The organism is Streptomyces sp. MMS24-W38, from assembly GCF_059889265.1.
In genome coordinates this window covers 5,159,096-5,172,732 of record NZ_JCBCPP010000001.1, presented here as the reverse complement: position 1 = coordinate 5,172,732, position 13,637 = coordinate 5,159,096, and the positions used below count along the sequence as shown (strand labels likewise).

Annotated in this window: 11 protein-coding genes; 4 read left to right on the top strand and 7 right to left on the bottom strand. The window is 70.8% G+C overall.

The annotated features are described in order from the left end of the window. Window positions 1-7: 7 nt before the first annotated feature. Window positions 8-427 carry a Rieske (2Fe-2S) protein gene (locus AC6F7H_RS22500; RefSeq protein ID WP_500758713.1) on the bottom strand — a complete coding sequence of 140 codons (420 nt, stop codon included), beginning with the start codon at window positions 425-427 and terminating at the stop codon, window positions 8-10. A 228-nt stretch (window positions 428-655) separates the two neighbouring features. On the opposite strand from AC6F7H_RS22500, the gene AC6F7H_RS22495 reads away from it, so the two are divergent. Further along, entirely contained in the window at window positions 656-1,777 is a 1,122-nt protein-coding gene (locus AC6F7H_RS22495; protein ID WP_500758712.1) for a LacI family DNA-binding transcriptional regulator, read from the top strand. Further along, complete coding sequence (locus tag AC6F7H_RS22490) at window positions 1,774-2,682, top strand: carbohydrate kinase family protein (protein ID WP_500758711.1); 909 nt, start codon at window positions 1,774-1,776, stop codon at window positions 2,680-2,682. The genes AC6F7H_RS22495 and AC6F7H_RS22490 overlap by 4 nt, the downstream gene beginning before the upstream one ends. 88 nt (window positions 2,683-2,770) lie before the next feature. Here AC6F7H_RS22490 and uvrA read toward each other — a convergent pair whose 3' ends face one another. Continuing rightward, window positions 2,771-5,764, bottom strand: a complete 2,994-nt coding sequence (gene uvrA / locus AC6F7H_RS22485; RefSeq protein ID WP_500758710.1) for an excinuclease ABC subunit UvrA — start codon at window positions 5,762-5,764, stop codon at window positions 2,771-2,773. 222 nt (window positions 5,765-5,986) lie between these two features. On the opposite strand from uvrA, the gene AC6F7H_RS22480 reads away from it, so the two are divergent. Continuing rightward, window positions 5,987-6,682: a maleylpyruvate isomerase family mycothiol-dependent enzyme gene (locus AC6F7H_RS22480; protein ID WP_500758709.1), complete on the top strand. Its 696-nt coding sequence runs from the start codon at window positions 5,987-5,989 to the stop codon at window positions 6,680-6,682. Between the two features lie 10 nt (window positions 6,683-6,692). Further along, window positions 6,693-7,346 (top strand): MBL fold metallo-hydrolase, encoded by a 654-nt coding sequence (locus tag AC6F7H_RS22475; protein ID WP_500758708.1) that lies wholly within the window; start codon window positions 6,693-6,695, stop codon window positions 7,344-7,346. Between the two features lie 82 nt (window positions 7,347-7,428). Here AC6F7H_RS22475 and aroQ read toward each other — a convergent pair whose 3' ends face one another. From aroQ to AC6F7H_RS22450, 5 genes are all read right to left on the bottom strand, one after another. Then, window positions 7,429-7,902: a type II 3-dehydroquinate dehydratase gene (gene aroQ, locus AC6F7H_RS22470; RefSeq protein WP_500758707.1), complete on the bottom strand. Its 474-nt coding sequence runs from the start codon at window positions 7,900-7,902 to the stop codon at window positions 7,429-7,431. Window positions 7,903-8,169: 267 nt separating this feature from the next. Continuing rightward, a complete protein-coding gene (locus AC6F7H_RS22465) occupies window positions 8,170-9,291 on the bottom strand; it encodes a calcium:cation antiporter (protein WP_500758706.1) in 1,122 nt (373 codons plus the stop codon). A gap of 370 nt (window positions 9,292-9,661) precedes the next feature. Continuing rightward, window positions 9,662-10,645: a TerC family protein gene (locus AC6F7H_RS22460; RefSeq protein ID WP_500758705.1), complete on the bottom strand. Its 984-nt coding sequence runs from the start codon at window positions 10,643-10,645 to the stop codon at window positions 9,662-9,664. Window positions 10,646-10,962: 317 nt separating this feature from the next. Continuing rightward, complete coding sequence (locus AC6F7H_RS22455) at window positions 10,963-12,969, bottom strand: TerD family protein (RefSeq protein ID WP_500758704.1); 2,007 nt, start codon at window positions 12,967-12,969, stop codon at window positions 10,963-10,965. Window positions 12,970-13,003: 34 nt separating this feature from the next. Beyond that, window positions 13,004-13,582 (bottom strand): TerD family protein, encoded by a 579-nt coding sequence (locus tag AC6F7H_RS22450; RefSeq protein ID WP_109380045.1) that lies wholly within the window; start codon window positions 13,580-13,582, stop codon window positions 13,004-13,006. Window positions 13,583-13,637 lie beyond the last annotated feature (55 nt).

The following is a 13,637-nucleotide window of genomic DNA, read 5'->3' as shown; positions in this document are numbered from 1 at the left end:
GGCTCGGTCAGGTCTGCGGGCCGGCGACGATCGTGCCGTTCCGCACGTCCACGGAGAGCGGTGTCAGCGGCGCCACCGCGGGCTCGCGCAGCACCTTGCCGGTGGTGGCGTCGAACTCGCTGCCGTGGCAGGGGCAGATCAGCTTCGTCCCCTCCAGCTTGCCGATGGCGCAACTCGCGTGCGTGCAGACGGTGCTGTAGGCCGTGAAGGAGTCGTCCGCGCCCCGGCTGACGACGATGTTGTGGTCCCGGAACAGCTTGGTGCTACCCGGAGCGATCTCGCTCTCCGCGCCGAGCTCGACGGGCCCGGTCGGCGGCGCGGGCCTCTCCTCGGGGGCCCCGCAGGCGGTGAGGCCGAGTCCGGCGACTGAAGTGAGGGCCACGCCTCTGAGAACGGTACGACGGCTCGCGGCGGGTCGGCCGGGCATGGGAACTCCACTGGTCGGACGGTTGTACGAGGCCGACCATACCGGGGGCAGTCGTTCCGGTTTCCGGGCGGGAGCGGGTGAGCCGCCCGGCGGGCGGGCTCCCGCCGCCGGACGTAAACGCTTGCGCAAACGTTTACGTCCGCCGCCGGATGGGATACCTTCCTCGTCACGGCGGAGCGGGGACGGACGGCAGCCGGTACACGGAACGGAAACGGAAAGGGGCGGGCGATGGCGACCATGACGGACGTGGCGCGGAGCGCCGGTGTCTCGGTCGCGACCGTCTCGCACGTCCTGAACGGCACCCGGCCGGTGCTCCCGCACACGCGCCAGGCGGTCCTGGACGCCGTGGAGGAGCTCGGCTACACCCCGAACACCCTGGCCCGCTCGCTGGTCACCTCCCGCACCCGCTCGATCGGGCTCGCGGTGTCGGCGATCAGCAACCCGTATTTCACCGAGATCCTCCAGGGTGTCGAGGCGGCCGTCCTGGAGCACGGCTACAGCCTGCTCATCGCCGACCCGCACGACGACCCGGAGCACGAGCGCAAGGTCGTCCAGCTGCTGCACGAGCGCCGGGTGGAGGGCATGATCGTCGCGCCTTCCGCGCATCCGCGCGAACTCCTCGCCTACCTCGGGCGTCACCGGGTGCCGGCCGTGTTCCTCGACCGGGTGGTCGAGGGCCCGGGGGACGGCGGTCCGCGCTTCGACCAGGTCTGCGCCGAGAGCGCGGAGCCCGTGGCCCGTCTGGTCACGCACCTCGCCGGGCTCGGCCACCGCCGGATCGCCCTGGTGGCGGGGCTGCCGGGGCTCAGCACCACGGCCGAGCGGATCACCGGGTACCGGCACGGCCTCGCAGGCGCGGGGCTGCCGTTCGACGAACGGCTCCTGGTGCACGGCGACTCCGAGTCGGACGGCGCCGAACGGGCCACCGGTGCCCTCCTGTCCCTCGACGCTCCCCCGACCGCGCTGGTCACCGCCAACAACGCCATGACGATCGGCACGCTGCGCGCCCTGCGCGCCCACGGTCTCTCGGTGCCCGAGGACATCGCGCTGTGCTGCTTCGACGACTTCGCCTGGGCAGACCTGTTCTCACCCCGGCTCACCGCCATCGCCCAGCCCAGCAGGGAGATCGGCGCCCGGGCCGTCCAGGTGCTCCTGGACCGTCTCGCCGCGCCGGACCGACCCGCGCGGACGGTACGGCTGCCCTGCGCCTTCGTGCACCGCACCTCCTGCGGCTGCCCGGACCGGCCCAGGCAGCGCGCACGGCCCCCGCGGCCGCCACGGACACGGCGGCCCGAGCAGAAGACCCAGCAGCCCGAGAACCAGCGGCCCGAGAAAGGGAGCCCCTCGTGATCGTCGTAGCCGGTGAGGCACTGATCGACCTGGTACCGCGGGGCGCGGGCGCGCTCGCGGCACTGACCCCGGCGCTCGGCGGCGGCCCCTTCAACACGGCGGTGGCGCTGGGCCGTCTCGGCTCCCCCGCCGCGTTCTGCTCCCGGGTGTCCCGCGACGCCTTCGGCGAGGCGCTGCTGGACCGGCTGCGCGAAACCGGCGTGGCGGTCTCGGCGGTGCAGCGGGGCGACGAACCGACGACACTCGCCGTCGCCGCGGTCGGCGCGGACGGCTCCGCGGCCTACTCGTTCTACGTGGAGGGGACCGCGGACCGGCTGTTCACGACGGACCGGGCGTTGCCGCCCGGTACCCGCGCGGTGTCCTTCGGCACCTGCTCGCTCGTGCTGGAGCCGGGGGCGAGCGCGTACGAGGAGCTGATGAGCGCCGCTCACGCGCGCGGCGTGTTCACGACGCTGGATCCCAACATCCGGCCGGGGCTGATCCCGGACGCCGACGCCTACCGGGCCCGGTTCAGGAGGTGGCTGCCGTCGGTGTCGCTGCTGAAGCTGTCGGAGGAGGACGCCCGGTGGCTCGGCGGCACTCCCGAGGAGTGGCTGGCGGCCGGTCCGGCGGCGGTCGTGGTCACCCGGGGCGGTGACGGGCTGACCGCCTTCACCCGGGACGGCGGCGAGTACTCCGTGCCGGGTGAGCCGGTCGAGGTGGTGGACACGATCGGCGCGGGCGACACGGTCAACGCGGCGCTGCTGCACGGCCTGGCGACCCGGGACGCGCTCAGCGAGCGGGGGACGTCCGCTCTGGGCGCGGGCGGATGGAAGGACGTGCTCGGTTTCGCGGCCCGCGCGGCGGCGATCACCTGCTCACGCGCGGGCGCGGAACCCCCGTACGCCCACGAGCTGGCGGGCTGAGCGCACCGTCCGAGCCGTCGGTCCGAGCCTTCGCGTGGTGCCCCGCGGGACGTTCCCGCCGGGCACCGCGCGGGAACGTCCCGCGGGGTCAGGCCTTGGCCGCCCGGGGCGTTCCCTTGGCTCCGGCTTTGGCGGTCGCCGCGCTCTTCCGGGTGGTGGCCTTGGCGGCGGCCGTCTTCTTCGCCGCGGTCTTCGCCGTCGTCTTGCGAGGGGCGGGCACCGAGGCGGCGTCGCTGGTCCTCTCCGCTCCCAGGACCTCGCGGAGGAACTTGCCGGTGTGACTGGTCGAGACGGCCGCGACCTGCTCGGGGGTGCCCTCCGCGACGACCAGGCCGCCACCGGCACCGCCCTCGGGGCCCATGTCGACGACCCAGTCGGCGGTCTTGATCACGTCGAGGTTGTGCTCGATGACGATGACTGTGTTGCCCTTGTCGACCAGACCGGAGAGGACCAGCAGCAGCTTGCTGATGTCCTCGAAGTGCAGGCCCGTGGTCGGCTCGTCCAGGACGTAGACCGTGCGGCCGGTGGAGCGCTTCTGCAGTTCGCTCGCGAGCTTCACCCGCTGCGCCTCACCGCCGGACAGGGTGGTGGCGGCCTGGCCCAGCCGGACGTACCCGAGTCCGACGTCGTGGAGCGTCTTCATGTGGCGGGAGATCGCCGGGACGGCCTCGAAGAAGTGCATGGCCTCTTCGATCGGCATGTTCAGGACGTCGGCGATGGACTTGCCCTTGTAGTGGACCTCCAGGGTCTCCCGGTTGTAGCGGGCTCCGTGGCAGACCTCGCACGGGACGTACACGTCCGGGAGGAAGTTCATCTCGATCTTGATGGTGCCGTCGCCCGCGCAGTTCTCGCAGCGTCCGCCCTTGACGTTGAAGGAGAAGCGGCCGGGCAGGTAGCCGCGGACCTTGGCCTCGGTCGTCTCGGCGAACAGCTTGCGGACGTGGTCGAAGACGCCGGTGTACGTCGCCGGGTTGGAACGCGGGGTGCGGCCGATGGGCGACTGGTCGACATGCACGACCTTGTCGACGAGATCGTCGCCGTCCACCCGCGTGTGCCGGCCGGGGACGCTGCGGGCGCCGTTCAGCTCGCGGGCCAGATGGGTGTACAGGATGTCGTTGACCAGGGTGGACTTGCCGGAGCCGGAGACTCCGGTGACCGCGGTGAACACCCCCAGCGGGAAGGACACGTCGATGTCCTGGAGGTTGTTCTCGCGGGCGCCGTGCACCGTGAGCCGGCGTGCCGGGTCGTGCGGGCGGCGGACGTCCGGCAGCGGGATGGCCTTCTTGCCGGACAGGTACTGGCCGGTCTGCGACTCCGCGTTGTCCAGCAGCTCCTTCAGGCCGCCGCTGTGCACGACCTTGCCGCCGTGCTCACCGGCGCCCGGGCCGATGTCTACGATCCAGTCGGCGACCTTGATGGTGTCCTCGTCGTGCTCGACGACGATGAGCGTGTTACCCATGTCGCGCAGCCTGACCAGGGTCTCGATCAGCCGGTGGTTGTCGCGCTGGTGCAGGCCGATGGACGGCTCGTCGAGGACGTACAGGACGCCCACCAGGCCGGAGCCGATCTGGGTGGCCAGGCGGATGCGCTGGGCCTCGCCACCGGAGAGCGTGCCCGCGGCGCGGTTCAGCGAGAGGTAGTCGAGGCCGACGTCGACCAGGAAGCGCAGCCGCTCGTTGACCTCCTTCAGCACGCGCTCGGCGATCTTCTTGTCGCGGGCGGTGAGCTTCAGGGCGCCGAGGAAGTTCGCGCACTCGCTGATCGACATGGCCGAGACGTCGGCGATCGACTTCTCCATGACGGTGACGGCGAGAACGATGGGCTTGAGGCGGGTGCCCGCACAGGAGGGGCAGGCCACCTCGCGCATGTAGCCCTCGAAGCGCTCGCGGCTGGAGTCGCTCTCGGCCTCGCTGTGCCGGCGCTTGACGAAGGGGACGGCGCCCTCGAAGGCCGTCGTGTACCGGCGCTCCCTCCCGTACCGGTTGCGGTAGCGGACCTCGACCTGGGTCTTGTGGCCGTTGAGCAGGGCCTTCTTCGCGCGCTGCGGCAGACCGGCGAAGGGGATGTCCGTACGGAAGCCCAGCGCGTCGGCGAGGGCGCCGATCAGACGGGCGAAGTAGTCCTTGGTGTGGCCGTGCGACCAGGGGTGGATGGCGCCCTCGTCGAGGCTCTTCTCCTCGTCGGGGACGATCAGCTCCGGGTCGACCTCCATGCGCGTGCCGATGCCGGTGCACTCGGGGCAGGCGCCGAAGGGCGAGTTGAAGGAGAAGGAGCGGGGCTCCAGCTCCTCGAAGGACAGGTCGTCGTACGGGCAGTACAGGTGCTCGGAGAACATGCGCTCGCGCTCGGGGTCGTCCTCCGGGAGGTCGACGAAGTCGAGCACGACCATGCCGCCGGACAGGCCGAGCGCGGTCTCGACGGAGTCGGTGAGACGGCGCTTGGCGCTGTCCTTCACCGTGAGGCGGTCGACGACCACCTCGATGGTGTGCTTCTCCTGCTTCTTCAGCGTGGGCGGGTGGGAGAGCTGGACGGTCTCGCCGTCCACCCGCGCGCGGGAGTAGCCCTTGGTCTGGAGGTCGACGAAGAGGTCGACGAACTCGCCCTTGCGCTCGCGCACCAGCGGGGAGAGCACCTGGAAGCGGCTGCCCTCCGGCAGCTCCAGCACCCGGTCGACGATGGCCTGCGGCGACTGGCGCGAGATGGGCCGGGCGCACTCGGGGCAGTGCGGCTTGCCGATGCGCGCGAAGAGCAGCCGCAGGTAGTCGTAGACCTCGGTGATGGTGCCGACCGTGGAGCGCGGGTTGCGCGAGGTCGACTTCTGGTCGATGGAGACCGCCGGGGACAGGCCCTCGATGAAGTCGACGTCCGGCTTGTCCATCTGGCCGAGGAACTGCCGGGCGTACGAGGAGAGCGACTCCACGTAGCGCCGCTGGCCCTCGGCGAAGATCGTGTCGAAGGCCAGCGAGGACTTGCCCGACCCCGACAGACCCGTGAAGACGATGAGCGAGTCGCGGGGGAGGTCGAGCGAGACGTTCTTGAGGTTGTGCTCGCGCGCTCCACGGACGATGAGACGGTCGGCCACGCCGGTCCGCACCTTTCTTGAGAGAAGTGACAGGGGCGGGACCCCGTGCTTTCTCACACCAGGGCGAGCCACTGACAACGCCGGTCGGATTCACGGGTTGACAACAATTCCCGGCTCTCCAGCATGCCCGACGCCAGACACGACCTTATAGCACGTGCATTCGATTTACGGTCCTTCTCCGCCACCTTCACCCGAAGGTGTGGCGGGACTAGGGTCGGCCCCATGACCGATCACGCTCATGACCTGGCGTCTGTACATGACGCGACCGAACGGCTGCTCAACGCGGTCGGCGCACTGGACAACGCCGCTGTGACCCAGTCGTCACGGCTTCCCGGCTGGACGCGTGGACATGTGCTGGCTCACCTGGCCCGCAACGCGGACGCCCTCGTGAACGTCCTGGAGGGGCGTCCGATGTACCCCTCCGCCGAAGCCCGGGAGGCCGACATCGAGCGGGACGCCCAGCGCCCCCTCGACGTCCAGCTGACAGACCTGCGGGACACCGGCGCCCGCTTCCAGGAGGCGGGCGCGGCGCCTGCGGACTGGTCCCGCACCGTGGCACTGCGCAACGGGGTCACGGACCGGGCGGCCCGGGTGCCGTTCCGGCGCCTGGTCGAGGTGGAACTGCACCACGTGGACCTCGGCATCGGCTACGAGCTGGAGGATCTTTCGGCGGAGTTCACCGAACGGGAGATCCGCTTCCTGGTGGCGCGGTTCAAGGGCCACCGGGACGTGCCCACGACGCGGCTGACCACGAGTGACGGCGGGACCTGGACCACCGGCGGCGGGGCGCCGGACGGCCCGGTCGAGATCGAGGTGGAAGGCCCGGCCACCGACCTGCTCGGCTGGCTCGCCGGACGCCGCGACGGCTCCGGACTGACGGTGAAGAACGGCCCGCTGCCCGCCCTTCCTCCGATATAGGCTGGCCGACATGACCTACAGCGGGCAGGTGACGGTCGGCGGGCCGGCCGACGTGCACGAACTCAAGGACCTGATGATCACCAAGGTCGCGGTCGGGCCCATGGACAACAACGCCTATCTGCTGCGTTGCCGGGCCACCGACGAGCAGTTGCTGATCGACGCGGCCAACGACGCGGACACCCTGCTGGGCTCGATCGGTGACGACGGCATCGCGTCCGTCGTCACCACCCACCGGCACGGCGACCACTGGCAGGCGCTCGCCCAGGTCGTGGCGGCCACCGGCGCACGCACCCACGCGGGCCGGGACGACGCCGAGGGCATCCCGGTGCCGACGGACGTCCTGGTCGACGACGGCGACACGATCCGGGTGGGGCGGGTGGAGCTCACCGCGCGCCATCTCGTCGGCCACACGCCCGGCTCGATCGCCCTCGTCTACGACGATCCGCACGGGCACCCCCATGTGTTCACGGGGGACTGCCTGTTCCCGGGCGGTCCTGGGAGGACAACACGCCCCGAGGACTTCCAGTCTCTGATGTCGGGCCTGGAGACCAAGGTCTTCGATGTCCTCCCGGACGAGACCTGGGTCTATCCCGGGCATGGCAACGACACCACCCTGGGCGCGGAACGCCCGCATCTGCCGGAGTGGCGCGCCCGGGGCTGGTGAGCGCCACCGGGCGACGCGGCGGACGGGCGGTACGGGTTGCGGGGCCGGCGCGGGTGAGGGACGCCCTCCGGGCGATCGGGGCCTACGCCGGTGCCCTGCCCGGGCCGGCCAGCGCAGCGATGCGCTCCACGGCGAACACGTAGCCCTGCACCCCGCACCCCGCGATGACCCCGTCGGCCCGCAGCGAGACGTAGGAGTGGTGCCGGAAGGACTCGCGCCGGTGGATGTTGGAGATGTGGACCTCCACCACGGGCAGGCCGTCACAGGTGTTGAGTGCGTCGAGGATCGCGACGGAGGTGTGCGAGTAGGCACCGGGGTTGATCACGATGCCGCAGTGGTTCAGCCGCGCCTCGTGGATCCAGTCCACCAACTGACCCTCGTGATTGGACTGCCGCAGGTCCACCGTGCCCCCGTGCGCGCCCGCCGCCTCGACGCACAGCGCCTCGACCTCGGTGAGCGTCTCGGAGCCGTAGATCTCCGGCTGACGCTGCCCCAGCAGGTTCAGATTGGGGCCGTTGAGAATCATGATCGGGGCATCGGCCAGGTTGCGGCGCACAGTTCCTCCGGTCCGTTCGGAAGGTTCGCGATGAAACGGGCAAGAAATATTCATGAAACGACATGAACCGGCGTGAAGCCGGTCGCAGCTGCCGGTCGTCGCCGGAATGCTGCTCGGACCGGTCTATCACGGTGCCCCGGGCGCATGCCGGGCCCCCGGGGGTGCCGACGGAACCGCCTCCGGGTGGGGGTGCGCCCGCGTGTGTGCCGCGGGGCGCACACCCGCCCGGAGGCGGTTCTGCGATCGGTGTCACGGGTTGGATCGGTGTTACGGGTTGAGCGCCAGTTCGAGATAGGCGGCCAGGATCACCAGGTGCACCCCGCCCTGGAGCGGTGTGGCCCGGCCGGGGCGTACGGTCAGGACGCCGACCATCACGGTCAGGGCGAGCAGCACCATATGGGTGTTGCCGAGGCCCAGAACGAGCGGACCGGAGAGCCAGAAGGACGCGATCGCGACCGCGGGGATGCTCAGTCCGATACTGGCCATCGCCGAACCGAGTGCGAGATTGACACTGGTCTGCACTCGATTGCGCCGCGCGGCCCGCACGGCCGCGATGGTCTCGGGAAGCAGGACCAGCAGCGCGATGATCACACCGACGACGGCATGGGGCAGCCCGGCAGCCGATACGCCGGACTCGATGGCGGGCGAGACTCCTTTGGCGAGGCCGACCACTCCGACCAGGGCCAGGCCGAGCAGACCGAGGCTGATCAGCGCGGTGCGGTTGGAGGGCGCGACGGCGTGCTCGTCCTCGTCCTCGACCTTCGTGACCGGCATGCCCTGCTTGCCCAGCTTCTGTACGGGCAGGAAGTAGTCACGATGTCGAATGGTCTGGGTGGCGACGAACAAGCCGTAGAGGATCAGTGAGGTGACCGCGGCGAAGGTGAGTTGCACTGCGGAGAATTCCGGCCCGGGCTTGCTGGTGGTGAACGTCGGCAGCACGAGGGTGAGCCCCGCCAGCGTCGCCACCGTGGCGAGCGCCGCGCTGGCGCCTTCCGGGTTGAAGACGGCCGTGCCGTGACGCAGTGAGCCGACCAGAAGGCTCAGGCCGAGAATGCCGTTACAGGTGATCATCACGGCTGCGAAGACGGTGTCCCTGGCCAGGGACGCGGTCTCGGGCCCCCCGTCGATCATCAAGGTGACGATCAGCGCGACCTCGATGATCGTGACGGCGATCGCGAGGACCAGCGAACCGAAGGGTTCACCGACCCGGTGGGCCACCACCTCCGCATGGTGCACGGCGGCCAGCACCGCTGCCGCCAGCACGACGACCGCCACGGCGACGACCGCTCCGGGCAGTTCGCGTCCCCAGGTGAGCAGCAGGAGCACCACGGCGAGCACCGGCACCACGGTCGTCCACCGGTCCGTCAGCCCTTTGCCCCACCTGCTCATGAAGCAAGGCTCTCGGAGATGAACGAGCGTCGCATTCCGGTCTCTCCGAACTCTGACGGCCCGCTCGTCACACGGGCTGCTTCGACGTCCGTGCTGCCGGCGGGTCTCGGGCAGTACGGCCGGCCTCGCCGGTGTCCGGCGAGGCCCGTCGCTTCCGCGTTCCTCGTCGTTCTGGGGTGGTCGTTGTCGCGCATGATCTCCTCTACTGCTGGAGGGATGGTCGGTGACGGGCGGCAGCGAGTGTGGCCGCGATCCCTTCCGCTGAGGTCTTCTGTCGTGATCCGGCGGGAGACAGGCAGACACCGGGAGCGGTGCTCGACTGTGGGCCGCGCCCCGCTCCCGGAGATTTCCTGTCCGGTTACGGACTGGGTCAGACGTCGATGCTGTTCTTGTCGGCGGAGCCCTCGGCCTGGGCCTGCTTCTTGGAGGCCCGCAGGCTGGTGATCGTGGTGACGACCAGGACGGAGCAGATCACGCCCAGCGACACCGGGATACTGATCTCGGGAACGTTCACCCCGGACTCGTGCAGCGCGTGCAGCACCAGCTTCACGCCGATGAAGCCGAGGATGATCGACAGGCCGTAGGACAGGTGGACCAGCTTCCTCAGCAGGCCGCCGAGGAGGAAGTACAGCTGCCTGAGGCCCATCAGGGCGAACGCGTTCGCGGTGAACACGATGTACGGGTCCTGGGTCAGGCCGAAGATCGCGGGGATCGAGTCGAGCGCGAAGAGCACGTCGGTGGTGCCGATGGCGAGCATCACGACCAGCATCGGGGTCATGACCCGCTTGCCGTTCTGCTCGATCCACAGCTTGGTGCCGTGGTAGCGGTCGGCCACGCCGAACCGGCGCTCGGCGGCCTTGAGGAGCTTGTTCTCCTCGAACTCCTCCTCCTCTTCGTCGGCGCGAGCCTCCTTGATGAGCTTCCACGCGGTCCAGACGAGGAAGGCGCCGAAGATGTAGAAGACCCACGAGAAGCTGGCGATGATCGCAGCGCCCGCGGCGATGAAGATGGCCCGCAGCACCAACGCTATGACGATACCGACGCCGAGCACCCGCTGCTGGTACTGCGACGGCACCGCGAACTTCGCCATGATCAGGACGAAGACGAAGAGGTTGTCGACGCTCAGCGACTTCTCGGTGATGAAGCCGGCGAAGAACTCACCGGCGGGCTGGCTCCCGGCGAAGACCCACAGGCCGATTCCGAAGAGCGCGGCCAGGGTGACCCAGACAATGGACCAGATCCCGGCTTCCTTGATCGATACGTCATGCGGCTTCCGGCCGATGAAGAAGTCGATCGCGATGAGGGCGGCAAGGCCCAAGATTGTCAGGACCCACAGGGTCAGGGAAACATCCACTACGCCTCCGGCAGATACGTCTCACGGCAAAAGTCAGCGTCGTCGCTGCCGGAGGTCTCTTCCACCCGGGTTCCGGCGTTCGAAAGCAGTGCCGGACAGCACCTCGGGCCGACGCCCCGGGATCAGGCCTGATCCGTATTGACGGGGTCGCCGCACAGACAGGGAGTACTCCCCTCCGTGCGGAAAACTTTACCCCCATGCCCAAGGATTGGTAAAGAGGTAGGTAAAAGAAAGACCAAAGTGCCAGATGAGACGTGGTGCCATGGGCACTCGTTCCAAGGGGCGGGACACGCCCGGTCGGGCGGACCGGGGCGCGGTCAGGGCCCCCAGGCGCGGCGGGCCTGGGCGACCCGGGTGAGCACCTGCTGGAGGACCTGGCTGCCGGGCGGCACCGACGGGGGCTCGTACGTCCAGGCGTGCCCGACCCAGGGGTCGGCCAGATGGCTGTCGGCGACCGGTGTCAGCCGCAGCAGCGCACGCCACAGCGGGTCGAGCAGCGGGCCGTGGCCGGCGGACTCCTCACGGTCGGCGACCATCATCAGGTGGACGCCGACGGTCGGGCCCTCGTCGGCGAGGTACCGCAGCTGGTTCACGGCACGGTCGTCGAAGCCGTGCGGGAAGTCGTTGACGATCAGCAGTTGCTGGGAGGTGTCGAAGCCGGGCGGCAGCGAGTCGGCCGCTCCGCCGCGCAGTGCCATCTGCACCAGGTCGACCCGCTGGGTGAGCCGGCCCAGGACCTCCGTGACGCCCGCGGCGCCCCGGGCGGGCGGGGCCGCCAGCACACCCGCCCGGGTCAGCGGTGCCAGCGGCTGCGCGCCCGATCCGGCCGGGTCGATGACGTGCACGGTGAACTCGCCCGCCGGATGGACGGCGAGCAGCCGGGCCGCGTGGGAAACGGCCGTCTCCACGGCGAGACGTCGCATGTCGTGGGGGTCGGTGAACGACTCGGCCGGCGCGTCGGCCCGTCCGCTGTCGATCCACAGACCGCGTTCCAGCGGCAGCCGGAGCAGCATCGGGATGCGGAGGCGGTCGGCCTCGGGCAGCCGGAGGTCGCCCAGGCGCAGCGCCATGGGGATCTCCATCGGCACCCGGTAGGCGTGCCAGACGGGGTTGTCCCAGCGCGCGTAGGCCGGCGGGAGGGCGGGCTCGACGACCTCGGCCTCGGCGACGAGCTGGGCGAGGTCCCGGTCGAAGACCTCCCTCGCCTGGTCGACGAGCTGGGCCTGCCGTGCCCTGGCCGCCTCGCGCGCGGCGTCGCCCTGGCTCCCGATCCGGCTGCGCGGGTCGGACAGGACCTGTTCCAGCTCCTTGTCCATGCGTGACTCGGCGAAGTCGACGGCGCTGCGGTAGGCGGCGGTGGTGCGGGCCAGGTCCTCGAACATGCCCCAGACCTGGTTGTAGAGGCGCTCGTCCATGGACCAGCCGGTCGCGTCACCGGCGACGGGCCGGGCGGGCTGTCCCGGCTGGGCCGGGGGCGCGGCCGACGGGGGCGGCGGAGCGGCGTTCCGCCGTCGGGGGTGGCTGTAGTCGATCGGGCCGCCGGTGGTCGCCGTGGGCGGATCGGCGGCTCCCCCGGGGTACGCCGGCTGCGGTCCGCCCTGTCCCGGCAGGCCGGCCGGCTGACCGCCGTACGCGGGCGGCACGGGGTCGGGGGTGCCCTGTGGTGTGGTGCCGGCGCCCTGGTCGGGATGGCGGGCCGGGGCGGCCGTCTGCCGGGAACGGTCGCCGTCGGACGGACGGGACGGGGGTGCCTGGACGGAGCGGGCGAGGCCCCGCGCGACCGCTTCGTCGATGTCGCCCGCGAGCTGCCGCGCCTGGGGCAGGCCCTGGTCGGTGAAGAGTTCGGTCAGGCCCCCGGCGTAGCCCTGGCCGACCGCACGGACCTTCCAGGCGCCCTGGCGCCGGTAGAGCTCCAGGGCGACGACGGCCGACTCGGTGTCCAGGCCGGTGACGGTGTAGCTGGCCACTTCGGTGCCGTCCGGCCCGGTGACCGCGACGAAGGGGGCGGCGACGGCGCCGAAGCGGGCGGGGCCCCGGCCGTCGGCCGCGGCGGGCAGGGCAAGCAGCACGCTGACGCGGTGGACCGCGTCCGCCAGCGCGTCCAGGTCCACCGCGAGCCGGTGGTCGGCCGCGGCCTGCCGCGACACCTCCAGGCCGGGCCGGGTGGGCGCGCCCGGGTGGGCCACCCACTCCACTCCGTGGATCCGGCCGCTCTCGTCGCCGAGCGCGGCCGCGGTCACGATCGGCGTACCGGCCGAGACCCGGATCTCGAGACGGGACCGGGAGAGCGGGTGGTTCTGCCCCCGCACCAGCTCAGCCGTCATTGCCCTCGTCCCCCTGTGTCGCGTGCGGTGCTGGTCAGAGCACCGGCAGGATCGCCGGCATCAGGTCCTGGAAGGTGCGGCCGTTGGCCGGGTTGCCGAGGGCCGTCATCGTCCAGCCCGTGCCCGAGCGGTGCACCTTGGCCATGAGCTGGGCCGTGTAGGCGCCGCCGCCGGCCAGCGTGTAGCGGGCCAGTTCCTGGCCGTTGGTCTCGTCGACAAGCCGGCAGAACGCGTTCTGCACCTCCTGGAAGGTCTGGCCCGTGAAGGAGTTCACGGTGAAGACGATCTGGTCGATGTGGACCGGGACACGGGACAGGTCGACGAGGATGGCCTCGTCGTCGCCGCCCTGGCCGACGCCGCCGACGAGGTTGTCGCCGGTGTGGCGCACGGAGCCGTCGTCGCTCACCAGGTGGCGGAAGAAGACGACGTCGACCGGCTGCTTGTCGGCGAACAGGACGGCGGAGGCGTCCAGGTCGATCTCCCGGGTACGCGAGCCGAACAGGCCGCGGCGGGGGGCCGCCTGCCAGCCGAGACCCATACGAACCGCGGTCAGGCTGCCGCCGTCGTTCTTCTGCAGACTGATGGCCTGGCCCTTGGTCATGTTGACGGTCACGCGCTGATTCCCCTCTCGGACTTCCCCTGTTGCCGCGGAACCGCGGTTGCCCAGA

What these genes read in the sequence shown, in the direction of transcription:
- AC6F7H_RS22500 (WP_500758713.1), bottom strand. Translation starts at nt 427, where the DNA reads ATGCCCGGCCGACCCGCCGCGAGCCGTCGTACCGTTCTCAGAGGCGTG.
- AC6F7H_RS22455 (WP_500758704.1), bottom strand. Translation starts at nt 12,969, where the DNA reads ATGACGGCTGAGCTGGTGCGGGGGCAGAACCACCCGCTCTCCCGGTCC.
- AC6F7H_RS22495 (WP_500758712.1), top strand. Translation starts at nt 656, where the DNA reads ATGGCGACCATGACGGACGTGGCGCGGAGCGCCGGTGTCTCGGTCGCG.
- AC6F7H_RS22475 (WP_500758708.1), top strand. Translation starts at nt 6,693, where the DNA reads ATGACCTACAGCGGGCAGGTGACGGTCGGCGGGCCGGCCGACGTGCAC.
- AC6F7H_RS22465 (WP_500758706.1), bottom strand. Translation starts at nt 9,291, where the DNA reads ATGAGCAGGTGGGGCAAAGGGCTGACGGACCGGTGGACGACCGTGGTG.
- AC6F7H_RS22480 (WP_500758709.1), top strand. Translation starts at nt 5,987, where the DNA reads ATGACCGATCACGCTCATGACCTGGCGTCTGTACATGACGCGACCGAA.